This window comes from Chitinophaga ginsengisoli, from assembly GCF_003014595.1.
Classification (GTDB): Bacteria; Bacteroidota; Bacteroidia; order Chitinophagales; family Chitinophagaceae; genus Chitinophaga; species Chitinophaga ginsengisoli.
Window position 1 is genome coordinate 239,760 of record NZ_PYGK01000001.1, and the last position, 26,172, is coordinate 265,931.

At 47.3% G+C, this 26,172-nt stretch carries 25 protein-coding genes; 14 read left to right on the forward strand and 11 right to left on the reverse strand.

The genetic code is table 11. The features are described from left to right. Nucleotide 1 precedes the first annotated feature (1 nt). Nucleotides 2-802 carry a pyrroline-5-carboxylate reductase gene (proC, locus tag CLV42_RS00985; RefSeq protein ID WP_106600037.1) on the reverse strand — a complete coding sequence of 267 codons (801 nt, stop codon included), beginning with the start codon at nucleotides 800-802 and terminating at the stop codon, nucleotides 2-4. Between the two features lie 76 nt (nucleotides 803-878). On the opposite strand from proC, the gene CLV42_RS00990 reads away from it, so the two are divergent. Beyond that, complete coding sequence (locus tag CLV42_RS00990; RefSeq protein WP_106600038.1) at nucleotides 879-1,397, forward strand: thermonuclease family protein; 519 nt, start codon at nucleotides 879-881, stop codon at nucleotides 1,395-1,397. Nucleotides 1,398-1,467: 70 nt separating this feature from the next. Continuing rightward, nucleotides 1,468-4,779, forward strand: coding sequence for a DEAD/DEAH box helicase (locus CLV42_RS00995; protein WP_106600039.1), 3,312 nt, complete (start codon nucleotides 1,468-1,470; stop codon nucleotides 4,777-4,779). A gap of 75 nt (nucleotides 4,780-4,854) precedes the next feature. On the opposite strand, the gene CLV42_RS01000 is transcribed toward CLV42_RS00995, so the two are convergent. Continuing rightward, nucleotides 4,855-5,424, reverse strand: coding sequence for a helix-turn-helix domain-containing protein (locus tag CLV42_RS01000; RefSeq protein WP_106600040.1), 570 nt, complete (start codon nucleotides 5,422-5,424; stop codon nucleotides 4,855-4,857). A gap of 31 nt (nucleotides 5,425-5,455) precedes the next feature. Beyond that, nucleotides 5,456-6,520, reverse strand: a complete 1,065-nt coding sequence (gene dusB, locus CLV42_RS01005) for a tRNA dihydrouridine synthase DusB (RefSeq protein WP_106600690.1) — start codon at nucleotides 6,518-6,520, stop codon at nucleotides 5,456-5,458. A gap of 364 nt (nucleotides 6,521-6,884) precedes the next feature. Here dusB and CLV42_RS01010 point away from each other — a divergent pair, with 364 nt between their 5' ends. Genes CLV42_RS01010 through CLV42_RS01030 form a run of 5 tightly spaced genes read left to right on the forward strand, consistent with a single transcriptional unit; the run spans nucleotide 6,885 to nucleotide 9,719 of the window. Continuing rightward, nucleotides 6,885-7,580, forward strand: coding sequence for a CPBP family intramembrane glutamic endopeptidase (locus CLV42_RS01010; protein WP_170117349.1), 696 nt, complete (start codon nucleotides 6,885-6,887; stop codon nucleotides 7,578-7,580). 30 nt (nucleotides 7,581-7,610) lie between these two features. Next, nucleotides 7,611-7,832, forward strand: a complete 222-nt coding sequence (locus CLV42_RS01015; RefSeq protein ID WP_106600042.1) for a putative signal transducing protein — start codon at nucleotides 7,611-7,613, stop codon at nucleotides 7,830-7,832. A gap of 58 nt (nucleotides 7,833-7,890) precedes the next feature. After that, nucleotides 7,891-8,778, forward strand: coding sequence for a phosphatidate cytidylyltransferase (locus tag CLV42_RS01020; protein ID WP_106600043.1), 888 nt, complete (start codon nucleotides 7,891-7,893; stop codon nucleotides 8,776-8,778). Nucleotides 8,779-8,803: 25 nt separating this feature from the next. Beyond that, the gene (locus tag CLV42_RS01025) at nucleotides 8,804-9,457 is read left to right on the forward strand and encodes a phosphatidylserine decarboxylase family protein (protein ID WP_106600044.1); all 654 of its coding nucleotides are present in this window, start codon (nucleotides 8,804-8,806) and stop codon (nucleotides 9,455-9,457) included. A 34-nt stretch (nucleotides 9,458-9,491) separates the two neighbouring features. Beyond that, entirely contained in the window at nucleotides 9,492-9,719 is a 228-nt protein-coding gene (locus CLV42_RS01030) for a hypothetical protein (protein ID WP_106600045.1), read from the forward strand. A gap of 84 nt (nucleotides 9,720-9,803) precedes the next feature. Here CLV42_RS01030 and CLV42_RS01035 read toward each other — a convergent pair whose 3' ends face one another. Further along, the gene (locus CLV42_RS01035; protein WP_106600046.1) at nucleotides 9,804-10,502 is read right to left on the reverse strand and encodes a YjjG family noncanonical pyrimidine nucleotidase; all 699 of its coding nucleotides are present in this window, start codon (nucleotides 10,500-10,502) and stop codon (nucleotides 9,804-9,806) included. 91 nt (nucleotides 10,503-10,593) lie between these two features. On the opposite strand from CLV42_RS01035, the gene CLV42_RS01040 reads away from it, so the two are divergent. The 3 genes from CLV42_RS01040 (at nucleotide 10,594) to CLV42_RS01050 (ending at nucleotide 14,165) form a co-directional block, all read left to right on the forward strand. Then, the gene (locus tag CLV42_RS01040; protein WP_106600047.1) at nucleotides 10,594-11,298 is read left to right on the forward strand and encodes an SDR family oxidoreductase; all 705 of its coding nucleotides are present in this window, start codon (nucleotides 10,594-10,596) and stop codon (nucleotides 11,296-11,298) included. 110 nt (nucleotides 11,299-11,408) lie between these two features. After that, complete coding sequence (locus CLV42_RS01045) at nucleotides 11,409-13,391, forward strand: BatD family protein (RefSeq protein WP_106600048.1); 1,983 nt, start codon at nucleotides 11,409-11,411, stop codon at nucleotides 13,389-13,391. 12 nt (nucleotides 13,392-13,403) lie between these two features. Next, a complete protein-coding gene (locus CLV42_RS01050) occupies nucleotides 13,404-14,165 on the forward strand; it encodes an SH3 domain-containing protein (RefSeq protein ID WP_106600049.1) in 762 nt (253 codons plus the stop codon). A 70-nt stretch (nucleotides 14,166-14,235) separates the two neighbouring features. Here the strand turns inward: CLV42_RS01050 and CLV42_RS01055 are convergent, their stop codons facing one another. From CLV42_RS01055 to CLV42_RS01085, 7 genes are all read right to left on the reverse strand, one after another. Further along, nucleotides 14,236-14,979, reverse strand: a complete 744-nt coding sequence (locus tag CLV42_RS01055) for a LytR/AlgR family response regulator transcription factor (protein ID WP_106600050.1) — start codon at nucleotides 14,977-14,979, stop codon at nucleotides 14,236-14,238. A gap of 135 nt (nucleotides 14,980-15,114) precedes the next feature. After that, nucleotides 15,115-15,828: a sensor histidine kinase gene (locus CLV42_RS01060; protein WP_170117350.1), complete on the reverse strand. Its 714-nt coding sequence runs from the start codon at nucleotides 15,826-15,828 to the stop codon at nucleotides 15,115-15,117. Between the two features lie 279 nt (nucleotides 15,829-16,107). Then, the gene (locus CLV42_RS01065; RefSeq protein WP_106600052.1) at nucleotides 16,108-16,815 is read right to left on the reverse strand and encodes a response regulator transcription factor; all 708 of its coding nucleotides are present in this window, start codon (nucleotides 16,813-16,815) and stop codon (nucleotides 16,108-16,110) included. Between the two features lie 23 nt (nucleotides 16,816-16,838). Then, nucleotides 16,839-17,858 carry a sensor histidine kinase gene (locus tag CLV42_RS01070; RefSeq protein ID WP_106600053.1) on the reverse strand — a complete coding sequence of 340 codons (1,020 nt, stop codon included), beginning with the start codon at nucleotides 17,856-17,858 and terminating at the stop codon, nucleotides 16,839-16,841. Further along, nucleotides 17,839-18,348, reverse strand: coding sequence for a gliding motility lipoprotein GldH (locus CLV42_RS01075; protein ID WP_106600054.1), 510 nt, complete (start codon nucleotides 18,346-18,348; stop codon nucleotides 17,839-17,841). The genes CLV42_RS01070 and CLV42_RS01075 overlap by 20 nt, the downstream gene beginning before the upstream one ends. Before the next feature lie 49 nt (nucleotides 18,349-18,397). After that, nucleotides 18,398-19,273, reverse strand: coding sequence for a YicC/YloC family endoribonuclease (locus CLV42_RS01080; protein ID WP_106600055.1), 876 nt, complete (start codon nucleotides 19,271-19,273; stop codon nucleotides 18,398-18,400). A gap of 125 nt (nucleotides 19,274-19,398) precedes the next feature. Then, nucleotides 19,399-19,986 (reverse strand): pseudouridine synthase, encoded by a 588-nt coding sequence (locus CLV42_RS01085; RefSeq protein WP_106600056.1) that lies wholly within the window; start codon nucleotides 19,984-19,986, stop codon nucleotides 19,399-19,401. Nucleotides 19,987-20,051: 65 nt separating this feature from the next. On the opposite strand from CLV42_RS01085, the gene CLV42_RS01090 reads away from it, so the two are divergent. The 4 genes from CLV42_RS01090 (at nucleotide 20,052) to ccoN (ending at nucleotide 26,166) form a co-directional block, all read left to right on the forward strand. Continuing rightward, nucleotides 20,052-20,762, forward strand: a complete 711-nt coding sequence (locus tag CLV42_RS01090) for a Crp/Fnr family transcriptional regulator (protein ID WP_106600057.1) — start codon at nucleotides 20,052-20,054, stop codon at nucleotides 20,760-20,762. 527 nt (nucleotides 20,763-21,289) lie between these two features. After that, entirely contained in the window at nucleotides 21,290-23,683 is a 2,394-nt protein-coding gene (locus tag CLV42_RS01095) for a heavy metal translocating P-type ATPase (RefSeq protein ID WP_106600058.1), read from the forward strand. Nucleotides 23,684-23,770: 87 nt separating this feature from the next. Beyond that, complete coding sequence (gene ccoS, locus CLV42_RS01100; protein WP_106600059.1) at nucleotides 23,771-23,986, forward strand: cbb3-type cytochrome oxidase assembly protein CcoS; 216 nt, start codon at nucleotides 23,771-23,773, stop codon at nucleotides 23,984-23,986. A gap of 53 nt (nucleotides 23,987-24,039) precedes the next feature. Further along, nucleotides 24,040-26,166 carry a cytochrome-c oxidase, cbb3-type subunit I gene (ccoN, locus tag CLV42_RS01105; RefSeq protein WP_106600060.1) on the forward strand — a complete coding sequence of 709 codons (2,127 nt, stop codon included), beginning with the start codon at nucleotides 24,040-24,042 and terminating at the stop codon, nucleotides 26,164-26,166. Nucleotides 26,167-26,172 lie beyond the last annotated feature (6 nt).

Genomic DNA, 26,172 nt, shown 5'->3' on the forward strand with positions numbered 1-26,172 from the left:
GTTAATCCTTGGCTATCTTATTGTAAGAGACAGTAATTCCTTTTATCAATGAGGAGCTGAAACCCTGATGTTCCATCTCGTTAAGGCCGGCAATGGTACAGCCCTTAGGCGTTGTCACCTTGTCTATTTCCTCTTCCGGATGACGATTCTCTTTGATCAACAGCTGTGCAGCGCCTTTTACCGTTTGTGCTGCGATCAGGTTGGCTGTACGGGCATCAAACCCGATCTCAATACCACCCTGTATGCTGGCCCTGATAAAGCGTAATGCATACGCAATACCACAGGCGCCCAGCACAGTTGCTGCTTCCATCAGTTTTTCATCGATACTTACTGCTACACCCAGCTGATTGAACATTTCTGTTACATAAGCCTCCTGTTGTTGAGACACATTCTTATGACAGATACACGTCATAGACTCCTGTATGGCAATAGCTGTATTGGGCATGGCACGCACCACCGGCATACCGGCTCCTGCTATCTGCTCCAGGTCATCGATAGTAACACCGGTTATTACACTGATCAGAATATGACGGGAAGGATCGAAGGCAGCTTTTACCTGTGTCAATACTTCTTTCACGTTGTACGGTTTCAATGCCACTACAATGACCTCAGCGCCCCGTATTGCCGCTTCGTTATCAGAAATTGTTTGTACTCCTAATGATTGCAGATCGCTTAATGAAGCAAGATGACGCTTGGTCACAGTCAGGTCTGCAGGCGTTGAAAACCCGCTCTTTAGCAGCCCCTGTGCTATCGCTTTCCCCAGGTTACCACCACCGATGATGGCTATTTTCTTGTTAGACATGTTCACTTATTACTTTAAATCCTTCGGAAGGTAGAACAAAAATTTGTTACTTCGCATCCCTAAATCCAGCGTGACAATGCCGAAAGTATTTTATTGTGTGGTCTCATGTCTTATCCTATGCCTGTTTACTCAAATAACCCATGCGGCGAAACCGCCAAAGAAAGTGAAAGGGAAAGTAGTGCGGGTGATAGACGGCGATACATTTGAATTGCTGGTAAATAAAACTACTTACAAGATCCGGTTAAGCGCTATTGATGCGCCGGAAAAGGGCCAGGACTTCTACCAGAGAAGTAAACAGGCCCTGGCAGATATATGCTTCAATAAAACCGTTACGGTGGAACTGTTGCGTACAGACAAGTATCAACGCTGGATAGGCGATGCATACAATGCAGATGGCCAGTATATCAATGGCCGGATGATCTCTGACGGATATGCATGGCATTACACTGAATATTCGAAAAGCGCACCGCTGGCGGCTGCACAGGCAACAGCGAAGAGACAGAAGATCGGACTGTGGTCACTTGCTAAACCAACAGCGCCATGGTTATTCAGGGCAGAAAAAAGAAAAGACAAATCACATCGTAAAGCCGCTTAGGCTTTTTACTTATATTGCTGATTACTTCATCGTTTACAATTGTTAATGATTGTTGACCTGTCGGTTGAATATGTCAGTGAATAAGCTCAATGTTCCAACACACCAACTTAGCGGCCAGGCTTTTTATATGCGTCTGCAGGAAGCAGCCAGCAGGCCATCTCCAACTGAAACATTGCGACAGCTCCGGCAGTTGCTTGAACAGCTTTTCCGCTATCTTACAAAAGAAGAAACACGCAGTTTCGGCAACCTGTTTGCCCGTATGCAGTTCTTTTTTGATAAATATCCCGTTCCTGCTGCTTTGCAGGAGCAACTCACTGCCCTGCGCATTCATACGCACAAAGCCGTTATTGGAACACTGATAGCGGATACAGCGTTATCCCTTATCTGCGTACAGACGATGGCAAATGCCATACAGCACTTCTGCGAAGTACCTGTCCCGGACAAACTGACGCAACATTGTCTTCCCGTACAGGGTAGTACCCTGACCTATACGCGGCAGCTTTCAGCGGCATTGGTACCACAACTGAAATGTCTCGTTACAGCTGTTGGCCCTTTACAGAAAAGAGCCGATCAGGCACCCTATTTCATCCTCGGCTGTCGCAACGATGATCTGGGAACATTCCAGCTAATGATCTCCGAAAGCGTACAGGTGCATACTACACTGCTACATGCCCAGTTGCGCGCTTATGACACCGTGCATATACTACACTGTAGTAAAACCGAGGCGCCGGATTTATATGAAGCTGTTCATACTACCAGGATCATCCTGGAACCGGACCTGTTGGTAGATATCAGTGATCTGGCGGAATGCTTTGGCAGGCAGGGAGCCGGCAAACTGCTTTACCTGGTAAAGAAGCTGGTGCCACAAACGCCTGGCGTTGCCGCTTTTAAAGGAAACGTGGTAAACGCCCTACTCGACAATGTGCTACGCAATCCCGAAATGGACCTGCGGCAATCCTTTGTGGAGGCGGTATCAGAAAATGTGTTACAAGCGGCGGCCTATGGCCGGGTAGAGCTCAACAACATGTTTACCGACATCCGGACAAAACACTGGCCTAACCTGTTGCAGGCGGCGGGAGAACTACATAACCGCCCTGTCAGGATAGAACCTACGTTTTTCTCTGCCTTATACGGACTACAGGGACGACTGGATATCCTGGCAGAAGATGATCATGACCCGCTGCGTAAGGAGATCTTTGAGTTAAAAAGCGGCCGTTCTCCGGATCATGGCGCCTGGAAGAACCATGAGATGCAGGTAGTGGGATATAATCTGCTGCTACAATCTGCTTTTGGCGATGAAAGGCGTGGCAGTTCTGCTATTTTGTATTCGGCCGCCAACGATGCCCCACTCCGGAATGTAAGCAGCAACCGGCCGGCAGAAAATGAACTGCTGGCGCTGCGTAATGAAGTCGTCTCCCAGTTATTACGGTTGGCAGCGGGTGAATACGGGATCCTCGATCAAATCACCACAGCCGCGGCCGAGGGGTTGCCTTCCTTCAGCGCAATGCATTTCACAGCATTCGAAGAAGTATATACCACCGCATCTCCTTTGTTGCGCACCTACTACCAGCAATTCTTGTCCTTCCTGCTACGGGAATACCTGCTGGCAAAATGTGGTATGTATTCAGCGCCAGAGCGGGAAGACGATTCGGAAGGCTTTGCCGCCCTCTGGCAGTTGTCTGAAGCCGAAAAGCTGGAGCGTTTTAACATCATCCCCGGATTGCAGTTCCGGCATTTCGATGCGGAAAGCAGTACGGTCGTTTTCAATATTCATATACCCGTCAATCATAATTTCCGTGTTGGCGATACTGCCATCATTTACCCCCGGTCTCCGGAGGGACTGTTCCCTTTACGGCACCAGGTACTGAAGGGGAGGATAGACGCCCTGGGAAAGGCCAGTCTTACCTTTTCATTGAATAACCGGCAGATCACCCACGACTTCTTTGGTCAGCAGCAATTGTGGGTCATAGAACATGATATCTATGAATCCAACTACTGGGTAGCGGCCACGTCCCTGTTTCATGTGCTGGAGCCCCGGTTTGCACAGCGGATGGAACTGCTGCTGGGCCAGCGGGCGCCTCTCACAGGACCACTGGACATGTCCTGCCCGGAGATGTTTAACAGCAACCAGCAGGCTATTTTGCAGGCAGCACTGGAAGCAAAAGACTACTATCTCATACAGGGACCACCGGGCACCGGCAAGACCTCTGCACTACTAACAGCACTGGTATCTTCTCTCGTAAATACGGGTAGCCAAACGGTGATCGTCGCTTTTACCAATCGCGCGGTGGAGGAGATTTGCAGGAAGCTGGAGGGCAAAGGTATCCCTCATCTTCGCATGGGTAGCCGCCGTTCTGCTGCGGAACACCAGCTTCGCCAGTTTTGCCTGAACGGAGATATTGAGGGCGCCGGAAAGTTTATCATGAATCAGCGCGTATTTGTAGGAACGGTGGCGACTATGGCCACCCGCCTCCATCTGTTGCAGTTACTGGGTGTAAAGATGGATACCCTGATCGCGGATGAAGCCTCTCAGCTGACGGAGCCACAGTTATTAGGACTATTGATGCCTTTCCGGAAGTTCATTCTGATAGGAGACCAGAACCAATTACCTCCGGTTGTGGCACAGGCCGATCAGTTCTGTCGGACCACGCAGCCCTTATTGACTGCACAGGGCATTACAGACCTCCGCTGTACCTTGTTCGAACGGCTGATACAGCGTTGTAAGGCAATGCAGTGGCGCCATGCCTGGGGCATGCTGAATACACATTTCAGGATGCACAACGATATCGCGTCCCTGATCAACCACTACTATGCCGGGCAACTCTCAGCGGGTAATCCATTACAATCACTCCCATACAAGCCGGAGGAGCATACCGGCACTGATAACTGGTCTTATGTACTTTCCCGGGGGCGTACTTTGTTCATCCCCAGTCCACATGAGCCTACCTCCAAAATGCACCGTACGGAAGCACAACAGGTCGTGTCCTTGTTGCGCTATCTGAGGCAGCAGTACGGCCATCGTTTCAATAGTGAGACCGTGGGCGTAGTCACTCCCTGGCGCACGCAGATAAGCCTTATCAGGGAACTGATAGGAAATGATGATGCCCTGCAGGCCATCAATATTGACACGGCAGAAAGGTTTCAGGGAGCAGAAAATGATATCATTATCGTATCGCTGGCAGTATATCACCCTATACAGTTAGGGCAGTTACAAAACCTGGGGGCATTTCACTGGGAAGACAGCAGGGTAGAGGTGGACAGGAAATTGCTGGTAACGCTTTCCAGGGCCAGGCATCAGGTGATCATCATGGGGCATGAACCGGTATTAAGGGCCAGCAGGCATTATACTGAATTGCTGGACAGTATCACCAGGTGTTCATAAAAAAAGCCATCTGTCATGAAACAGATGGCTTGTATGTCAGACAACATCATATGATCATTCCTGGAAAACCAGGCTTTAATCCAGTGTTACATGGCTCCAATTCTCGCCGCTTTTGATGCGGTAGAGTTGCATTTCGCTGATATCGAACTGCTCAGCGATCTGCTTCATTGTTTTTCTGCCGGGCTTTGCCAGCAGACGTTTAATACTTTTTACTTTGGTAATGTTCAGCTTCAGCCCCTTTACGCGGTTCCGCTGTTTTTCCTTATAGGCAAGTTTAGCGGGACTGAACTGCTGGTGAGCTTCCATTTCTTCTTTGGTAGCCCATTGCAGGTTGGTGGCTTTATTATTTTTCTTATCGTAATCCATGTGGATAACGTACTTATAGGTACGTCCCGGCTTCTTATTAAACAACTTTGCGACTTCCCGGTGCAGGTAAAGAGATTGGTAACTATCCGCAGGCTTTACATTTAATACGGTATAGCCCTCTACCGTGGACCCGGACAACAATTTCCCGTCTGAAATATCTTCGTAATAGCTGATCACTCTTCCCATGTTAGATACTGCATACCTTTTACGCAGGGCAGATTTATTCTTAATCTGCAAGTCTTTCCAGACTTCATTTTTCAGATTTTTAATCGTGGCCATGTGAAAGAAATTTAATAGTTGAACCTGGGGTTTATCCGTAAACGTTACAATCTTCTACTTCATTCTTTGCTGGCAGTAGGCTTTGGTCAGTAAGGGGGGATGTCCTTTCAATTATATGATCTTTGTAATGCAATGCTATCGTATCTAACACTTCTTCTACAGCTGCCAATGTACTGCAAGTTACTAATTGCTGCCTGAATTCTTTTATATGAGGTAACCCTTTCAGGTAATTGGTATAGTGTCGTCTCATTTCAAGTATTCCTACCACATTTCCTTTCCATTCTACTGAATGCCTCAGGTGTTTTTTACATACTTCTACCCGTTTTGAAACAGATGGCGGAGGCAAATGTTCACCCGTTTGCATAAAATGTTTTATTTCATTGAAGATCCACGGATATCCGATTGCGGCACGTCCTATCATGATACCATCTACTCCGTATTTCTGGCGGGCTGCAATAGCCTGCTCGGGGGTACATATGTCCCCGTTACCGAATATAGGGATATGAATACGTGGATTGTTCTTGACCTTTCCGATCAATGTCCAGTCGGCATTTCCTTTGTACATCTGTGTGCGGGTACGGCCATGGATGGTGAGTGCCTGGATACCAACATCCTGTAGGCGTTCCGCCACTTCTTCAATGTTTTTTGTATCATCGTCCCAACCCAGTCGGGTTTTCACGGTTACCGGCAAACGGGTCGCTTTTACCACGGCGGCTGTCAGCTTCACCATTTTGGGAATATCTTTCAGGATACCCGAACCAGCGCCTTTACAAACCACCTTTTTCACCGGGCAACCGTAGTTGATGTCCAGCAGATCAGGATTTGTAGCCTCCACGATCTGGGCGGCCATTGCCATTGGTTCCTCGTCGCCTCCGAATATCTGGATGCCCACAGGGCGCTCGTAATCAAATATGTCCAGCTTCTGCCGGCTCTTGATCGCATCACGTATAAGTCCCTCCGAAGAAATGAACTCTGTATACATCAGGTCCGCACCGTTTTCTTTACACACCGCACGAAAAGGCGGGTCACTAACATCCTCCATTGGAGCAAGCAATAGCGGAAAATTGCCTAATGTTATATTTCCAATCTTTACCATTTTGTCATTTGTAGGCTGACCTCCTTCTTCCGGGGAAATCCGGAAACCAATTGTCAACTCGATTTCGCACTGTAAATTTACGCAAATTTAATCTATGACAGGCCGTTTGAAGCAATATCCGCCATCACTACAGTTCGCAGCATTTGTTGGCTTATTTCTGCTGTTTTTAGTCTTATATATATTTTTCCTCGCTTTTGTATTCCCGGCAATAAGCGGTTACTCGTTGACGACACTCCAAAGTGAACTATCCAGTGCCGAAGAGGCCTTGCACCCTGTATCCCCTAAAGTTCTCGGCTATCTGAAATTAACGCAATTTCTATACACTTTGGTAGTTTATTTATTGCCACCCATATTTTTTGCCTTCATGGTGGACAACCGCCCTGCTAACTGGCTGAGAATAGACCGGAAACCACGTTTTCTTCCTATTATATTAGCATTTTTGATTATGCTGGTGGCCCTTCCCTTTGTGAGTTATACCGGCGATTGGAACCATACCTGGCCCTTTTCGCCCGAGCTCAGGAAAATGGAGGAACAGACGGAAGTGCTGACCCGGGTACTGCTGACGATGCCCGACATCTCCAGCTTACTCATCAACCTGGTCATCATTGCTGTTATTCCGGCCATAGCGGAAGAATTCTTCTTCAGGGGTGTCGTACAGCGCCTGTTCATCAAAATGATGCCACAGATGCCCTGGCTGGCAGTATTTATCGCTGCACTCTGCTTCAGCTCCATTCACATGCAGTGGATGGACTTCATTCCCCGCCTCTTACTGGGCTTCCTCCTGGGCGCTATCTATTACCTCAGCGGTAATCTGTGGCTGTCTATGCTGGGCCATTTCCTGAATAATGGCCTGCAGGTGGTGATGGTTTATCTTTACCAGGCGAAAATGATAAAGACAGACCCGATGACTTCCACGCCAACCGAATGGTACATCGCCGCACTCAGCCTGGCATTTACCATCGGGGCTATCTGGTTGTTTGATAAGCGCACTATGCCCGGAGAACGGGAACATAATCACAGGGATGACTTTAACGACAATATTGAATCAATCGGGAAGTAATCGTACTTTAGTCCTAACAAACAGATTATTATGGAAAAAGACTGGGTGAAAATTTATTATACCAATCAAGTGTTCCGTGCGGAAATTGTCCGGGGCATGCTGGAAGAAAATGGGATCAATGTTGTATTGATCAACAGGCAGGACTCCACTTACCTGACTGCCCTGCCGGGCATGGCAGAGCTGTTTGTACACACCTCCCAGGAAGCAGATGCCAGGCAACTGCTGGCGGAGATTAACAATGGCCTGGCCTGATATGACCGGCCGGTTCCGCTTTAACAACAAACTATTGTAAAACAATCGCGATTTCAGCATGAAAACATTCTTTACCCGTACAGCATCAGCATTGGTCTTTGTAGCCGTGATGCTTGGCGGGATCCTTTATAGCCCTTTTACATTCTTTTTGCTCTTTTTCCTGATCAATTTCTTTGCGCTGCAGGAGTATTTTAAGCTCATCCGCCATATTGATCCTGATTATAATAATATCTCCGGCTGGCACAAGACCGGACTGCTGGTAGCCAGCTGTGCCCTGATCATGGCCTTTACAGGAGAGCATTTTTCCTCTTCTGCCAACCTTTCCCTGGGATTCCTGGGCTGGTGGATCGCTATCATATTCCTGCTGATCATGCCTATCGGAGAAATCCTGCTCAGCAAGGACTTTTCCCTGAAAAATATGGGCTATTCCGCGCTGGGCCTGGCATATATCACCCTTTCACTGGGGCTGCTGGTACATCTTTGCCTGAATTATGATACCATTCGCTTCACTGATACCGCCACAGGTACGGGTCCCGGCTGGCTGATCCCTTTACTGCTGATTGCCTTTATCTGGATCAACGATACGATGGCTTACATCGTCGGTTCCCTGATAGGACGCACCCCTTTTGCCCCCACCATTTCACCTAAAAAGACTATAGAAGGTACAGTAGGAGGTATGATCCTGGCGGTTGCCGCCGCAGGCGTGTATGGCTATTTCTGGGGAAGAGAGTACCTGTCCCTGCAGCACTGGCTGGCACTGGCTGCTATTGCTGCTATTTTCGGTACAGCTGGCGATCTCATCGAGTCAAAACTGAAGCGTATGGCGGGTGTGAAAGACTCCGGCAGCATCATGCCGGGTCATGGAGGATTTATGGACCGCTTTGATTCCCTGTTGCTGGCAGCTCCATTTGCCTGGCTATATGTACATTTCTTTGCAATGATTTAACTTCGCATTAAATAACATAACAACAATGAAGATCCATCGAGAAGGATTAGCTACCATTTTACTGACCTTTGCTGTTCTTGCCCTGATTAACGGCGCCGTATTCTACTTTTTAGGACAGATGCCGCTGCTCTGCAGGATCGTGGCTGCCTTTTCCCTGGTACTGTTCCTGTTTATCATTTCCTTCTTCCGTATTCCGAGCCGGGAAATGAAACTGGATGAATCCCTGGTAATTGCTCCCTGCGACGGTAAGGTAGTCGTGATTGAAGAAACCTATGAGCCTGAGTACTTTAAAGACAAACGTCTGCAGGTTTCCATCTTTATGAGCCCTGCCAACGTACACGTGAACAGGAACCCCATCAGCGGACAGGTAAAATTGTCCCAGTATCATGCGGGTAAATACCTGGTAGCATGGCATCCAAAATCCTCTACGGAAAATGAACGCCATACCGTAGTGATTGGTAATGGAAAAGCCGATATCCTGGTAAGGCAGATTGCCGGTGCATTAGCCCGCCGTATCGTGAATTACCTGAAACCCGGTATGCAGGTAACACAAAACGAGGAGCTGGGTTTCATTAAGTTCGGTTCCAGGGTGGATATCTACCTGCCGGTAGGCACCCAGGTGAATGTACAACTGGAACAGGTGGTACGTGGAGGTCAAACCGTGATTGCTACCATCTAATTGCTTATTTTTATCAGCATAAAACAGACTAGTCATGAAAAAACTGATCTTAGGAGCGAGCGTCGTATTATTCTTCTCTGGTGCAGTATTCGCCCAGGACAAGACCAAAGAGGCTTCCTGCTGTAAAAAAGACAAAGCAAAAGGCGCCGCCTGCTGTAAGCAGCCCAGCAAAACTGCGGCACTGCGCACGGCTGCTGTAAAACAGGCAAAACCTGCACAACCAGCTACCGCGGCTACTGCAGCTAAACCATCTGGAAAATAGATCATCAACAATAACAGAAAGTCCCATCTTCATCAGCAGATCGCAGCAGAAGATGGGACTTTCTTATTTAGAACAGTTACTATTTTACAGGATGGTCGTCAGCTCATGCAGACTATTGATCACATATGTCGGCTTCAGCTCTCCAGTAGCTGGTACCAGCGGATTGAAATATACCTGATCTATTCCCGCATTAAATGCCCCTATAATGTCAATATCCAGGGCGTCCCCGATCATAATACTGCTATCGGCCGTAGCGTCTGCCTTCGTGATGGCATAATCAAAGATCTCCCGGTATGGTTTCAGACTGCCTGCGGACTCAGAAGTGATCACATGTGTGAAAAAATGATCGATCCCTGAACTCTTCATCTTACGCAGCTGGGTTTCTTCAAAGCCATTGGTGATCATATGTATGGGATAATTCTTTGCTGCCAGGTATTCCAATACTTCTTTCGCATGTGGAAAAAGAGCTGTCTGGGTAGGCAATTCTTCCAGGAACTGGGTGCCCAGTGCTTCGCACAATTTCTCATCCCCGATCTTAAAATCCAGTAAGGTGAGACGGAAACGTTTACTGCGGAGATCATTCCGTGTGATAAACCCCTTGCGGAAACGATCCCAGAGCTTATCGTTATGCACCATATACACTTTATGAAATTCCTTAAAGGATGGTACTCCGCGCCCCTCCAGGTTATGCGCGTGATACAGCTGCTCTAGTACCAGGTAGGCATTGGTCTCAAAATCCCATAGGGTGTGGTCCAGATCGAAAAATATATGCTTGTATTTCATTTTGCTAGCACGTCCTTAATCAACTACAAAGATACTCATTACGTGGCGAAGCACATTTTTTACTATTTTCCGTCTCCCTTAATCATAAAATATGAACGCAGTAATTACTGGCGCCAGCAAAGGAATAGGAAAAGCAATTGCGGAAAAGCTGGCCAGAGAAGGATTTAACGTAGCCATCTGCGCCCGGAACGCAGGCCACCTGGAAAAGGCAGCAACAGATATCCAGGCGGCTAACGCCTCCATCAAAGTACTTGCCCGCTCTGTAGATATGGGTCAGAAAGCAGCAGTACTGGCATTCGCAGAAGAGATCAGGAATACTTTTAATACCGTTGACATACTGGTCAACAATGCCGGCATATTTATTCCGGGAGGTATGGGAGATCAGGAGGACGGATTACTGGAAAGTATGATGTCTGTGAATGTTTACAGTGCTTATCACCTTACCCGACAGTTATTACCAGGCATGAAAGCGGCCAGGAAGGGGCATATCTTTAATATGTGCTCTACGGCCAGTTATACGTCATACCCCAATGGAGGGGCTTATAGTATCACAAAATTTGCTTTACTTGGCTTTTCCCGGAACCTGCGGGAGGAACTGAAACCTCATAACATAAAAGTGACCTCCCTGAGCCCCGGACCTACTTTAACTGCTTCCTGGGAAGGCTTCGATGCCCCTCCCGGCAGAATGATGGAGCCTGAAGATGTAGCAGACCTCTTATGGGGCGCTTATACACTGTCAAAACAGGCCGTTGTAGAGGAAGTTATCATGCGGCCAATGCTGGGCGACATTGCATAAACCCTTTACCAGCAAGCACTTCCACCATTATATTGTTTATTTTTTTAACTAACTTTTAACTGGGTATTCAGCACCAACAGGGCTGGCTTTGGCTAAATTTGTTCTGCATTATGAATGTCACTACTGTTAGTATAAAGAAGTTTGTATTATCCCTGCTACTTTGCCTGGGCGTAATCTCTTGCCTGCAGGCACAGGAATTCAGGTTCACTACCTCTGTCAGTAATAACAGGGTAGCACTGGATGAACCGTTCCAGATACAGTTCATGCTGGAAAATGCACCCAATGTTACCAGTTTCACGCCTCCGGCTTTCAATGATTTTGAAATACTGCAAGGCCCATCCCAGATGCAGGGTCAATCTATCATGAACGGCCGGCGCTCGGAATACATCGCACTTATCTATGTAATACAGGCTAAAAAGGTGGGTAATTTCACCCTTCCTGGTGCTACTGCCCGTTCAAACGGGAATGTAGTACGTTCCAACCCTGTTACGATAGAAGTGGTAAAAGGCAGCCGGGGTGCTTATCAGCAGGGCCCCCAGCAATCAGCGCCACAAAGTGGATTCCCTCCCTCCAGGTCACAGCGCCAGCAACAGCAGCAGGACGAAATGGAAGGGGTGCTGAGGAATGGAGAAGACGTCAATGCGAAACTGCGTAAAAATATCTTTGTAAAAGTTGATGTAGATAAGACCTCTTTATACGAAGGAGAGCAGCTGACAGCGACCTATAAGCTGTACACCCGCCTCCCCACAAACTCCAGCGTTACCAAGGTTCCGGCGTTTAAAGGATTTTCCGCAAAAGATATTGAACTGCCCAATCCCCCACAGGCGTCTGAAGAAATAGTGAACGGTATGCGTTTTAAGGTGTTCACCATCCGTAAAACACTGCTGTTCCCTTTACAGTCAGGCACCCTGGAACTGGATCCTGTGGAAGTGGACAACCACGTAAAACTGGTTAAACTTGTCAAAAATGGTAACAAGAAGTCCCGTGATCCTTTTGCAGACCTTTTCAATGATCCCAATGCTAAAGATCCCTTCGATGATCCTTTCTTTGACGACTTTTTCAACCGTCCGGAAGTAACCTACGAAGATGTTCCTTATAAAGTCCAGACAGCACCGTTGAGGGTAACCGTTAAGCCGCTTCCTGTAGATAACCGTCCGGCTAGTTTTACAGGCGCTGTGGGTAAATTCAACATGACTGCGGCCATCGACAAGCGGAACCTTACCACAGACGATGCGCTCACACTGAAAGTTGTGGTATCCGGACAGGGAAATGTAAACCTGCTGAATGGTCCAAAAGTGGAGATACCAGCTGCCTTTGAAAAATATGATCCTAAAGTAAGCGACAATATTGAGAAGAACAGCAATCCGCTGTCCGGCTCCCGTCAGTTTGAATATGTGCTGATGCCCCTTGAAGCTGGCGACCAGACCATTCCTGCGGTAGAATTTTCCTACTTCGATGTAGCTTCCAATAGTTACAAATCCGTCCGTTCGGAACCGTTTTCCGTACACGTCACTCCCGGAAAACAGACCAAACGGGATAAAGAAGACTTCAGCGCGAACAGGAATACCATTACGTCTAACTACAATGGCGTACTCAATTGGGTGAAACAAGGCAGATTCCTGCTCGTCAACCCATTGTTTTACATATTGCTGCTGATTCCTGTTTTATTACTGGTGGCAGCCATGGTATATCGCCGCAGGCTGAATTATCAGCAGAATAACGCAGCGTTCCTCAAACATCGTTATGCCAACAAGGTAGCCCTGAAAAGGCTGGAACTGGCGGCCCGTTACCTGAAGGAAGGAAAAGACAAGGCTTTCTATGAAGAGACTTCCCGCGCTATATGGGGGTATCTCAGTAATAAATTGCATGTTCCTTTTGCAGACCTCAGTAAACAGCTGATACAGGATAAACTTACCCAGCAACAGGTGAGTGTACAATACACCGCTCAGTTGTTCGATCTGCTGGATGATTGTGAAATGGCGCTGTATACACCTATGCATAACAACGATAAAATGCAGGGTACTTATCAGCAGGCCGTAACAGTGATCAGCCGTCTGGAAGATGAACTGCAACGTGCAAAAAGTGTCGTGTAAACCCAGCTAACTATGAAAAAAATATTAACAGCGCTCTGTGCCCTCTTTCTGCTGGTATACAACGTTTCAGCTGCAGGTCCGGTACAGCAGCAACAGTTTGACAAGGCCAATCAGCTTTACAAAGAGAAGCAATACACGGAAGCCGCCGGTATTTATCAGCAGCTCATCGACGAAGGCTATTACCAGCCACAGTTGTTCATGAACGCCGGCAATGCTTATTATAAGGCCAACAGGACCGGCCTTGCCATCTATAATTATGAAAAAGCCCTTGAGAAGGATCCCTTTAATAAATCCGTCATACACAATCTGTCTGTTGCCAATCAAAGGGTCGAAGGATATGTAAATGACCTCCCCTTGCTGTTTTTCCAACAATGGTGGCTACACATACAACATTTCCACAGTCCCAATGGCTGGGCTATGGGCGCGGTTATTTTCTTCTGGCTGCTGATAGCTGGCGTCATTGCCCTGCTGCTCATACCCGCTTTTAAACCTGCATTGTTACGGTGGGTCACAGGAGTGGCCACAGTGCTGTTCTTCTTCTACCTGACCATCGGCATCAGTACTTACGTTATTGCCAATGGGCACCACGAGGGTATCATCATGGGTAGTGCAGTGAAGGTAAAAGCAGCGCCAGACCAGGAAAGTAAAGATATGTTCGAACTGCACGAAGGCGTAAAAGTGCAGGTAACTGACGCAACACAGGAATATTGTAAAATATTGCTACCGGATGGCAAGACCGGTTGGCTCGCTTGTGCAGAGATCAGGAGGTTGTAGGCAAGCTGCAAACTACAGGCTACAGGCGTATAGGGTACGCCCTCATCTCCTGAAGCCTGTAGTTTGCGGTTTAAAGCTTTTCGATCCTGTCCATAAACTCCTGCTTACGTTGACGGGAAACGGGTATACAACTGCCGTCAGTCATAATGATATCTCCACCATCGCCTTTGATATACCTGTCCATATAATTCAGATTAACCAGATAACTGTGATGTACCCTGAAAAACCCTTTATTCTTCAGTAAGCTTTCCACTTCTTTTAATGAACGACATACCGATGCCGGTTCCGCGCCATTGACCAGATGGATGCAGGTGCTTTCCCCTTCAGCCACACAATAAAGAATATCCTTTACCAGCAACATTCTCAGGCCTTCCGGACAGGGAAGCGCCAGTCTTTCTCCCGGGTACAGATGTTGGTGCAGAAATTCCATCAGGGCATCTGTTTTGTCCTCCTTCTGCCGTTGCCGCATCATGGCTTTGTCAACAGCATCTACCAGGTCTTCCCGGACAATTGGCTTAAGCAGATAATCCAGTGCATTATGGCGGATAGCTTCCAGCGCATAATGATCGTATGAAGTAGTTACAATAACAGAAAAGGAGGCATCCCTGCAGGCCTGCAGGACCTCAAATCCATTCAATCCCGGCATTTCCACATCCAGGAATAGAAGATCAGGTTGATATTTTTCGATTGCCTCCAATGCAGAGATCCCATCAGCGCAAACGGCCACTATGTTAACTGCAGGGCAATGCTTCTCAAGCAAAAGCTTTAAGACGCTTCGGCTGAGTTTTTCATCATCCACGATAATGGTGCGCATGTTTTTCTAATTCTTGTCCCCAAAAGACTCTCCCTCAGTCAGCATAAGAAAGCATAGGCGAGAGTCTGATATAATATACAAATATTCTATGTAAAGATGTGAAAGTTTATTTTAGGCAGATGCTGTTTTTATATATTACATTACGGCTTCTCTGGAGGCCATCTGCTGCATACTAATTATAACAAGATGACCGCTTGGTTGTTGCATTTCATTATAAAGTTCCCGCTCTGTAATACCTGAACGCATATTATACTGCTCATTAATGGCTTCCAGCCTGGCGGTAGCAATAGTAATGCCCTGGGAGAGATGGGTATCTTCTGCCGGTGGCCCCTGGTTGATGCCATTGTCCTCGATCCGGACGGAAATCATTTCATCCTCCCGGCTGATCCTGATCCGCAGGCAACCTCCTGTCTTGGTAGGACGTAACAGCAATCTGCGCCAGATGGCCTCCTGGATATAGGGTTGAATAATAAGAGGGGGTACAAAGGTGAGTTGCTGAAATACATCGGGGGTAACTTCCAGCTCATAGTCAAACTGGGTGCCGAAGCGGAGCTGTTCCAGCTGCAAATACAGCTCCAGCGCCTCTATATCCTCTTCCAGGTTGACCCATTCGCGGTTACAGTTCCGGATAATAAGGCGCATCAGACGTGCAAAACGCGTCAGATAGAGGGAAGCCAGATCGGTACTGGTGGTAAGGATGTAATGATGAATAGCGTTGAGGCTATTAAAGATAAAATGAGGATCCATCTGTGCCTGGAATGCATGCATTTCCAGGTATACCAGCTGCTGTTGCCTGCTTATCTCTTTCGTTGAAGTCTGCCTTATATGCCTTTCACGTAAATAGAACACACAGCAGATCATAATCAAACTCAACAGAAAAAACACCCAGTACGGCCAACCTACTGCATTGAGTATGTTAGAGCAAAGAACCAAAATTGAAAAGGTTTACGAAAGGATACAAATTATAAGCACCTCACAAAGTCGCACAATCCTGATAGCACGATACAAACGGAGTTAAGACCGGTGCTAAATATCCGTCAAATCTGGTTCCCGGGAAAGGGGCAATTAATACAAGGCAGCATTTGCAGAACAACCGGGGGAAAACAAAGGGTAAACGGCGGCCAATGGCTATTCGGTAAACTTGTATCCCACTCCTCTTACTGAGTGAAAATACCTGGAATTCCGGCTGTCCTCTTCAAAATATTTACGGAAATTGAGAATAAAGTTGTCAATCGTACGGGTGGTAGGGTACACATTATACCCCCATACTACCTGCAGGATCTTTTCACGGGTCACTACCTCCCCCTTATTTTCGATGAGCAGTTTCAGCAACATCGTTTCTTTCTTGCTCAGTTCATAGTGTTTTCCGTCTTTACCGATGCATTCCTGCGCGGCAAAGTCGATCTCATTGCTACCGAAACGGTATACAGAAGATACACTGTCCTTATCCTGTATGCGTTTGTTTTTAACGATCAGTTTTTCTACCCGCAACAACAGTTCTTCCAGGTTGAAGGGCTTAGTCATATAATCGTCCCCGCCTTTCTTCAGGCCCAATACACGGTCTGCACTGCTGTTCTTCGCACTGAGGAACAGGATCGGCACTTCATTATTCTGGATACGGATGTTCTCACAAACGGCAATACCGTCCATTTCCGGCAGCATGATATCCAGGATGATCAGGTCAAAATATTCGTTCTTTACCGCCTTTAAAGCGGCGGTGCCATTATCTACAGCTGTTACTTCATATCCCTCCAGCTCCAGGTTCAGTTTCAGGGCTTCCTGGAGGTTTTCTTCGTCCTCTACCAGTAGTATGGATGCTTTAGTAGCTTCCTTCATAGTTAATAGTTGCTATCGCTAATTTACACTCTTTGAATGGAATATACGGGCCAGGTTATCTCAAAACTGGCACCCGCAGGTACGTTATCTTTTACGACAATCGAACCTCCATGCTGCTGTACGATCTTTCTGCTGAGGAACAATCCAAGCCCGGAGCCTTTTGCTTTACGCGTATTTTCATTGCCTATACGATAAAACTTCAGGAAGATCCGATCCCGCTCGTCTACCGGGATGCCAGGTCCCTCGTCTGTTACCTTCAGTTTCAACATGCTGCCGCTGCATTCTTCCAGCGTTATATCGATCACCGTTTGTTTAGGTGCATACTTAACCGCATTTTCCACCAGGTTGCTCAGCAGGATCTGCAACATGAATTTATCCCCATTGACCCACACATCTGGCAAAATATGTGCCTGTATCGTATGTGTCGAAATGCGTGACTGCATTTCCCTGATCCCTGTTTCCAGCAGGGCAGAGAAATCTATGTCCTCCCGGAATAGCTGGTATCGTTGCGCCTCCATCTGGGAGGCCAGGAGAATGTTGTTACAGAGCTGGTCCAACCGGTTGGTTTCCCGAATGGTGTTATCCAGTAGTTTTAGTCGCTTTTCCTCATCCAGCTTGTGTTTCCGGAGAGTTTCGAGGTTCAGTTTTGCAGCCGCAATAGGTGATTTTAATTCATGTGTGACTGCCATCATGAAATTCTGCTGCTGTTGGGATAAGCGCATTTGCTTCCAGATAGACCTGTAAACGAAGAATCCTCCCAATAATATAATGGCCAGAAAAATTAATCCTTCACTCAGATACATGACAAAACGTCTCAGTTCTGTGCTATGTATACGTTCAAGTTCCCGGTGAAATTCTGTAGGATGTGCAACATTGTCAATCCGGAGTTCCAGGTTCCTGATCTCGAAACCGGTGATCTGTTCACTTTGGTTGAACAGCAATACGCCCCACCATACCAATGCAAGAATCGTGTATGCCAGTACAAAAAGGTATACGAAGTGGATACCACTTCTTCCCTCCATTTTACGGAATAGCTTTTTCATTAGTTCGCAATCCGGCTTTCTCAATCCGCAGGCCTACATTCATGATATCCGGCAACGGATTTTGCCGCATGTTTTGTTCAAAAGTAAATTTGTATGTACCCGGCTTATTCAGGATGGCCTTCTGCTGGATGGGGATCTTGTGTTCATAAATGTCATCCAGCCCGCTGCCCAGCCATTTGCCGGTATTATCCGCCAACGGCAACTCTACCCGTTGTGTTACCGGTTTTTCTCCCGGAAACTGCGTATGTACCTGTAACCATATATTGCTGAAAGGGTAGGAGTCTTTATGCCTTACGTTTACATAGATATTGTAAACGTATGCTGTATCCTGAGGCTGCACGGTCACCTCAAAAACAGGTTTGAAAGCATAGGACCATTCATGTCCCGGAATATCCAGGTTCTTTTCATAGGTGTCCATCTTCAGTGGCTGACAGGCTGCTGCAGATAACAGCATGCCCGCGACCACGACAATCCGGCAGAGTTTATTCATATTTTATCACAATACGTTTTATACCTGAGGAACGATATCGGTCATCTCATTACAGTACGTTCAGCACCTGTTCTTTCGCCTTTTCCAGTTCATCTTTCATGAGTACCACCCATTGCTGGATATTGGCATCATTGGCTTTGGAACCGGTCGTATTAATCTCACGGCCAATTTCCTGCAGTACGAAGCCCAGTTTCTTGCCTTTTGCAGGATCTGCTTCAGCAAGGATCTCTTTGAAATAACGGCAGTGATTTTCCAGCCTAACCAGTTCTTCGGAAATATCCAGCTTTTCCAGGTAAAAGATCAATTCCTGTTCCAGGCGGTTCTCATCCACATTTTCTTTCCCTACATGCTCTGCCAGTAAGCCTTCCAGTCGCTGACGCACCCTTTCTTTACGCTGAGGGTCCAGTTCACGTACCTTTATGCAATAGGTTCCTATGTTCTCTATGCGCAGCAACAGGTCTGCAGCCAGCATCTGTCCTTCGTCCAGGCGATGCGCATCCAGATCGGCTACCGCCAGCTGTATTACCTTTTCCACTTCGAGCCACTCTTCTTCAGAGATCTGCTCTGTAGCCGGTGTTACCACCTCTGGCAGCTTCATCAGCACATTCAGCATGTCTTCCTGTGGCAGGTTCAGTTCTGTAGCCAGAGATGTGATAGAGCTATGGTAATATTTAGCCAGATCCGTATTAATGACCACCGGACGGGTTGCCCCGTTTTGCCTTATATTAACTGTCGCATCCAGGGTACCACGCAGAAGGGTCTGTTGCAGCTTATTGCGGATATCAAACTCATAAGGCTTCAACAGCGGGGAAATCTTCAGGTTTACCTCAAACTGCTTACCATTGAGCGATTTTACTTCAACTACAACCGTAGTCTCGCCCTTGGTGGTTTCCGCCCTTCCAAAGCCGGTCATTGATTTCAGCATAATAGAGATTTGTAGGCAACAAACCTACCTAAATTAGGCCAAAACACAAAGAATAGTGCAGGTAAACGACAGCAGCACATCATATAAGCTGCCAGGAAGCCTACGTCAGGGCATCCACGCAGCCACTACTTAAACAACATATCATATACTTCCTTTTGCCCCATTTCCCGCATCTGTCCTGGTTCCAGCCCATCTATGGTAATGCGGCCTATCCGGTAACGGATAAGTCTCAACGTAGGAAAACCCACGGCTGCGGTCATCTTCCTTACCTGCCGGTTTTTACCCTCACTAAGCACTAATCTGATCCAGGGCGCCGGAATCAGCTTACGGAAACGGATAGGGGGATTACGTTCAGGTACCACCGGGTCCGTTTCAAATAACGCTGCCTGGCAACGCCGGGTCTGATATTGCTTCCCGTCTACCGCAATACTGACACCCCGTTTCAGTTGCTCAACGGCTGCTGCTGTCACCGCGCCGTCTACCTGGACCCAATATTCCCGCTCATGGGCGAATTTAGGGTCCAGCAGCCTGTGGGTCAGCGATTTATCGTTTGTAAGAATGAGCAGGCCTTCGCTATCATAGTCCAGCCTACCCACCGGATAAACATCAGCAGGAACTTTAAAGTAATCTGCCAGGCTCTCCTTGCCCTCCTCTTTTCCGAAACGGGTCAGCACCTGGAAAGGTTTATATATAATATAATATTTAAGTGACATGCTCAAGTAGTAAGGAAACGTACGCTTATTTGGCCGTAAATTAGTAATTTTGCACACTGAAAACTATGTGTACGCCATACCATAATGCCTCATGCAGGAATTGTCAGGACCGCTTTGGATCAATTTTGTTCAAAGCGGAGAAGTGCAATCTGGAAGAAATCGAATCGGCCAAGGTATGTACCACATACAAAAAAGGCCAGATCGTATTTCAGGAAGGCGCTTATCCTTTCGGCATTTACTGCGTGAATACCGGCAAGATCAAACTGTCACACTGTGGCGATGATGGCCGGGAACAGATCGTCCGTCTATGTAAACCAGGCGACATTATAGGTTATAAGGCACTCCTCAGCGCAGAACGTTACACCGCATCTGCCATTGCCCTGGACGACTCCTCCGTCTGTTTTATTCCAAAGGACCTTTTCATGAGCGTATTGCAGAAAGATGCCAGCCTTTCCCTGGAAATGATGCGCATCCTGGCAAGTGAGCTCAGAAAAGCCGAGATGAAGATCACCCACCTGGCCCAGAAGCCAGTACGTGAACGCCTCGCGGAAACCCTGCTCTTCCTCAAAGAAACCTATGGCGTGGAACAGGACGGCTTTACCCTCAATGTCCGCCTCTCCCGCGAGGAAATAGCCAACCTGGTAGGCACCGCCACAGAATCGGCCATCCGTCTGCTCTCTGAGTTCAAAAAAGATGGTCTTATCGAACTACAGGGCAAAAAGATCCGCCTGCTGAACCAGGAAGAACTGACCCGTACCGCCAACCTGCAGGATTAATATCCCCGTCTCCGGTCTAACTCAAGTACCCCTCAACTTACCTTTAAGTCCACCCTTTCTTCGTCACTTCGCCGTCGCTTGTTCGTCCCTTTTTCGTCCATTCTTCGTCCATTCCTGGATGAGCTTTTTCTGCCGTATTTAAGTTAAGCCCTCCTCATATAAGACCCAAAACATATGCGGAACACTACTTAATATCAACTCTTTACAAAATATCTATTTTATACACTCCTTGTGAGGGCGCTACTATACTGTATTCCCTGAGATAACCCATATATAACCCATATATAAGCCATATACAACCCATATATAACCCATATTTAAAGAGATATGGGTTATATATGGATTATCTATGGGTTTATAAAGGGTTTTATATGAGTTGCAAAAGCGATTCCTTCGAATTTCCACTAGTAGTACGCTAATTATTCCCCCGAATGCCCACTCTACCGCTGATAACGATCAGCGCCCCTTTTGATACCCATCATTGTCTGCCCGTGGCCTTGCCGGTAGTTTTGCCAAAATCCTTTATCATGGCTACGATCTCTGCCGCTCCCGATACAAAACTGCAATGTGCCCACTGTGGGGAAGACTGCCCGGACAAGAAAATAAGCCTCGGAGATAAAAACTTTTGCTGTGAAGGATGTAAACTGGTGTATGAGATCTTGAATGAGAACGACCTCTGTGACTATTACACACTGAACGCCAATCCCGGTCAGGCGCAGCGGATACCTGTGAGGAAAGATAAATTCGCCTTCCTGGACGACAAAAAAATACAACAGCAGCTGATTCAGTTCCAGGACGATACACAAACACACCTGACTTTCTATATTCCGCATATCCACTGTAGCTCCTGTTTGTGGCTACTCGAAAACCTACATCGGCTTGATGGTGGGGTACAACGGGTGACGGTCAATTTTGCAAAGAAAGAAGCGCTGATCATATTCCGGCAGCAGGAAACCTCGCTCAGGCATATTGCCGAAACCCTGACCAGTATAGGGTATGAACCTTATATCAGTCTTCAGGACCTCAGGCAGCAAAAACCGCGTATACAAAAAGGATTGATCTACAGACTGGGGGTGGCCGGATTCTGTTTCGCCAATATCATGCTGCTTAGTTTCCCGGAATATTTCTCCCATTATGGATATGCTGACGAGAAAATGAACCACATATTCCGCTGGCTCAACCTGACATTATCTCTTCCCGTGTTCTTTTACAGCGCACAGGTATTTTACCGTTCGGCCTGGGGAGGCCTTAAAAGTGGGTTTCTGAACATTGACCTGCCTATTGTACTGGCTATCATTGTTACCTTCATCCGCAGTCTGACAGACGTTCTTACAGACACTGGCGGCGGATATTTTGACTCGATGACCGGTATCGTTTTCTTCATGCTGGTAGGTCGCATCCTGCAGGATAAAACTTATCAGGGACTCTCTTTTGACCGTGATTATACCGCTTATTTCCCCATTGCCATTACTGTACTGAAAGACGGTCAGCAGGTGCCTACCGCACTGCCTGATATCAAAACCAACGATACCTTACTGATCCACAACCAGGAACTGATCCCTGCAGATGGCATTCTTGTAAAAGGGAACGCCATCATTGATTATAGCTTTGTAACCGGAGAAGCAGTCCCTGTGCAGAAAAACGCCGGGGAGATCGTATATGCAGGCGGCAAACAACTGGAGGGGAATATAGAGATCCTGACCATCAAGGAAGTGGCACAAAGTTACCTTACCAGCCTGTGGAACAGGGAAGAACTAAAAACGCCGAAGGAAAAACAACCTTCTTTTATCCACCTGCTGAGCCGCTATTTTACCTGGGTGGTACTGTCAATCGCTGTTATTACTGCCACCTACTGGTGGGCACATGACCCATCCCGTATATGGCCGGCTGTAACAGCAGTACTGATCGTGGCCTGCCCTTGTGCACTGCTGCTGGCAGCCTCTTTCACAAACGGACATATCCTTCGTATATTAAGCCGGCATCACCTATACCTGCGGAATGCAGATGCGATAGAAAGACTGGCGGATGTAGATCATATCGTATTTGATAAAACGGGTACATTAACAGGCAAGGCTACCGCCAGTATATCTTATCAGGGCATGCCGCTTACAAAGGAAAAACTATGGGCTATCGGTTCCCTGGCGGCACAATCCACACATCCGCTCAGTAAGATGATCGCGTCTTTCTGTGGCAAAGATGAAAGCCTGCCCATCAGGAACTTCAGATCTATAGCGGCCAATGGCATCAGTGGCTGGGTACAATATAATTTCATTCAGCTGGGGAATGCTGCATTCACAGGCACCAGCAGCAAAGTACATACGGATGGAAGTACTGTTTATGTGACTATTGACGGTCAGCAGACCGGTTGTTTTATCGTCCGTCATCACTACAGGGAAGGTATTGCGGCATTGCTGGGACACCTGCGGAAGAAGTATGCATTATCCCTGCTATCCGGTGATAACGATGCGGAAGCAGCTTATTTGCAGGAAATAATGGGACCCTCTGCCAGCTTGCATTTTGCGCAACAGCCTGTGGACAAATTGGGTTATGTACTCTCTCTGCAAAAACAGGGACGGCGTGTGCTCATGATCGGAGACGGCCTGAACGATGCCGGTGCATTAAAGCAAAGTGATGTAGGTATTTCTCTGACGGAAAACAGTAATAATTTCACACCTGCCAGTGATGGCATTCTCGAAGCTGATCAGATGATACAACTGCCCCGTTTCATCAGGATCTGCAGGAATAACAAACGTATTATCATCCTTACTTTCATCATCTCTCTTCTGTATAATATCATCGGATTATTCTTCGCCGTACAGGGCATCCTATCTCCGTTAACCGCTGCTATACTGATGCCTGCCAGTTCTATCAGCATTGTGCTGCTTACCTATGGGTTGAGTGAATGGATGGACAGGGCCTGATATCAATCAGCATTTTCATTGAGCGGCATCATCGTATCCGCATGCACGACAGGCTAGCTTTGTTCATGGAATTTAAAACCAAATACTATGAGCGTGATCATCATACTTCTCGGAGCCAGCCTGCTAGTGGCTATCTTCTTCCTCGCTGCTTTTATATGGTCAGTCAGGAACGGACAATTTGAAGATGATTTCTCCCCCGCACACCGTATCCTATTTGAAATAAAACCAACGGAAACGGGCTGCAAATCAGGGAATGCATGCAGTAACACAAATTGCAAATCACGCATCTGCAACCAGCATTGATTTTTCCTTTCTATACTATCAACTCATCTCTTATCATTCGTAATTGAACAAACATGTCTCTCGAAAAGTTTTCGTACGATAACCGTACCGTGAAATGGTTTGCATACGCCTGTATCGGCTGGGGGCTGATCGGTATGCTGGCCGGGTTGTGGGCTGCACTGGCGCTGGTGTTGCCCGACCTTAACCTGGGTTACGCACCTACAACATTTGGTCGTTTAAGACCAGTACACACCAATGCTGTCATCTTTGCCTTTGTAGGCAATGGCATCTTCATGGGTGTGTATTACTCATTACAACGCCTGTGTAAAGCACGCATGTTCAGTGATGTATTGAGTAAAATACATTTCTGGGGATGGCAGGCCATCATTGCCGGCGGTGCTATCACCTTACTGGCGGGCTGCACTACAGGTAAAGAATACGCAGAACTGGAATGGCCTTTTGATATTGCCATTACGCTGATCTGGGTTGTATTCGGTGCGAATATGCTGGGTACTATCATCCGTCGTCGTGAAGCGCATCTGTATGTGGCTATCTGGTTCTTTGTAGGCACGTGGGTGGCTATCGCCATGCTGCATATTGTGAACTCATTCGAGATGCCGGTCTCTTTCCTTAAAAGTTATTCCTGGTATGCGGGTGTGCAGGATGCCCTGGTTCAATGGTGGTATGGACATAATGCCGTGGCCTTCTTCCTGACCACCCCATACTTAGGTCTCATGTACTATTTCGTTCCGAAGGCGGCCAACAGACCTGTATATTCCTATCGCTGGTCCATCATCCACTTCTGGGCGCTGATCTTTATTTATATCTGGGCTGGCCCACACCACCTCTTATATACGGCGTTACCTGAATGGGCGCAATCCCTCGGCACGGTGTTCTCCATTATGCTGATCGCACCTTCCTGGGGCGGTATGCTGAATGGCTTGCTCACGCTGCGCGGTGCATGGGATCGTGTAAGAGAAGATGCTATCCTGAAATTCTTTGTAGTGGCGCTGACCTGTTATGGTATGGCCACCTTTGAAGGACCTATGTTATCCCTGAAAAATGTGAATGCTATCAGTCACTATACCGACTGGACCATCGCACACGTACACGTGGGAGCATTAGGCTGGAACGGATTCCTCACATTCGGTATCCTGTATTGGTTATTACCACGTCTTTTCACTACTGAACTATATTCCCGTAAATGGGCGAATACACACTTCTGGCTGGGCACACTGGGTATCATCTTCTATGTGATCCCATTATACTGGGCAGCCTTCACACAGAGTATGATGTGGAAACAGTTTACAGAAGAAGGACAGTTAAAATTCCAGTTCCTCGAAACAGTAAGTACCATCGTTCCTATGTATGCGCTGCGTGCAGTAGGTGGTGTGTTATATATCAGCGGTGTGGTGCTGATGATCGTCAACCTGGCTAAAACAGTACGTCGTGGCTCATTTGTAGCAAATGAAGCTGCTGAAGCAGCGCCATTGCCAAAGGTGATACAGACACATGGCAAATCACACTGGCATAACTGGATTGAACGCAGACCTATACAGCTGGCCGTTTTCAGCCTGGTAGCAGTAGCTATCGGAGGTATCCTGGAAATGGTCCCTACCTTCCTGATAAGAAGTAATATTCCTACTATCTCCAGCGTAAAACCATATACACCGCTTGAGTTACACGGCCGCGATGTGTATATCCGCGAGGGTTGTTATACCTGTCACTCACAGATGATCCGTCCTTTCCGCGATGAAGTAGCACGTTATGGTGAATACTCCAAAGCCGGTGAGTTTATTTACGATCACCCTTTCCAGTGGGGCTCTAAGAGAACAGGACCAGATCTGGCCAGGATAGGAGGGAAGTATCCTCACTCATGGCACTACAATCACATGCTGGACCCAACGTCTATGTCTCCGGGTTCCATTATGCCACAGTATCCCTGGTTGTTTGATGATAAAGTAGATAAAGCAAAAACACCTGCTATGATCAATGCCATGCGTAAACTGGGTGTACCATATCCCGCAGGATATGAGGCACAGGCCAATGCAGACATGAACAAACAGGCGGAAGGAATAGCGGCTACATTGAAGAAAGACAAGCTGGAAGTAGCGCCGGATAAAGAGATCGTAGCGCTGATTGCTTACCTGCAGCGGCTGGGTGCTGATATCAAAAACCCTGTGGTAGCAGAGAAAAAATAATCTGAT

Coding starts and splice junctions, on each gene's coding strand:
- proC (WP_106600037.1), bottom strand. CDS start 802: ATGTCTAACAAGAAAATAGCCATCATCGGTGGTGGTAACCTGGGGAAA.
- CLV42_RS00990 (WP_106600038.1), top strand. CDS start 879: ATGCCGAAAGTATTTTATTGTGTGGTCTCATGTCTTATCCTATGCCTG.
- CLV42_RS00995 (WP_106600039.1), top strand. CDS start 1,468: ATGTCAGTGAATAAGCTCAATGTTCCAACACACCAACTTAGCGGCCAG.
- CLV42_RS01000 (WP_106600040.1), bottom strand. CDS start 5,424: ATGGCCACGATTAAAAATCTGAAAAATGAAGTCTGGAAAGACTTGCAG.
- dusB (WP_106600690.1), bottom strand. CDS start 6,520: ATGGTAAAGATTGGAAATATAACATTAGGCAATTTTCCGCTATTGCTT.
- CLV42_RS01010 (WP_170117349.1), top strand. CDS start 6,885: ATGGTGGACAACCGCCCTGCTAACTGGCTGAGAATAGACCGGAAACCA.
- CLV42_RS01015 (WP_106600042.1), top strand. CDS start 7,611: ATGGAAAAAGACTGGGTGAAAATTTATTATACCAATCAAGTGTTCCGT.
- CLV42_RS01020 (WP_106600043.1), top strand. CDS start 7,891: ATGAAAACATTCTTTACCCGTACAGCATCAGCATTGGTCTTTGTAGCC.
- CLV42_RS01025 (WP_106600044.1), top strand. CDS start 8,804: ATGAAGATCCATCGAGAAGGATTAGCTACCATTTTACTGACCTTTGCT.
- CLV42_RS01030 (WP_106600045.1), top strand. CDS start 9,492: ATGAAAAAACTGATCTTAGGAGCGAGCGTCGTATTATTCTTCTCTGGT.
- CLV42_RS01035 (WP_106600046.1), bottom strand. CDS start 10,502: ATGAAATACAAGCATATATTTTTCGATCTGGACCACACCCTATGGGAT.
- CLV42_RS01040 (WP_106600047.1), top strand. CDS start 10,594: ATGAACGCAGTAATTACTGGCGCCAGCAAAGGAATAGGAAAAGCAATT.
- CLV42_RS01045 (WP_106600048.1), top strand. CDS start 11,409: ATGAATGTCACTACTGTTAGTATAAAGAAGTTTGTATTATCCCTGCTA.
- CLV42_RS01050 (WP_106600049.1), top strand. CDS start 13,404: ATGAAAAAAATATTAACAGCGCTCTGTGCCCTCTTTCTGCTGGTATAC.
- CLV42_RS01055 (WP_106600050.1), bottom strand. CDS start 14,979: ATGCGCACCATTATCGTGGATGATGAAAAACTCAGCCGAAGCGTCTTA.
- CLV42_RS01065 (WP_106600052.1), bottom strand. CDS start 16,815: ATGAAGGAAGCTACTAAAGCATCCATACTACTGGTAGAGGACGAAGAA.
- CLV42_RS01070 (WP_106600053.1), bottom strand. CDS start 17,858: ATGAAAAAGCTATTCCGTAAAATGGAGGGAAGAAGTGGTATCCACTTC.
- CLV42_RS01075 (WP_106600054.1), bottom strand. CDS start 18,348: ATGAATAAACTCTGCCGGATTGTCGTGGTCGCGGGCATGCTGTTATCT.
- CLV42_RS01080 (WP_106600055.1), bottom strand. CDS start 19,273: ATGCTGAAATCAATGACCGGCTTTGGAAGGGCGGAAACCACCAAGGGC.
- CLV42_RS01085 (WP_106600056.1), bottom strand. CDS start 19,986: ATGTCACTTAAATATTATATTATATATAAACCTTTCCAGGTGCTGACC.
- CLV42_RS01090 (WP_106600057.1), top strand. CDS start 20,052: ATGTGTACGCCATACCATAATGCCTCATGCAGGAATTGTCAGGACCGC.
- CLV42_RS01095 (WP_106600058.1), top strand. CDS start 21,290: ATGGCTACGATCTCTGCCGCTCCCGATACAAAACTGCAATGTGCCCAC.
- ccoS (WP_106600059.1), top strand. CDS start 23,771: ATGAGCGTGATCATCATACTTCTCGGAGCCAGCCTGCTAGTGGCTATC.
- ccoN (WP_106600060.1), top strand. CDS start 24,040: ATGTCTCTCGAAAAGTTTTCGTACGATAACCGTACCGTGAAATGGTTT.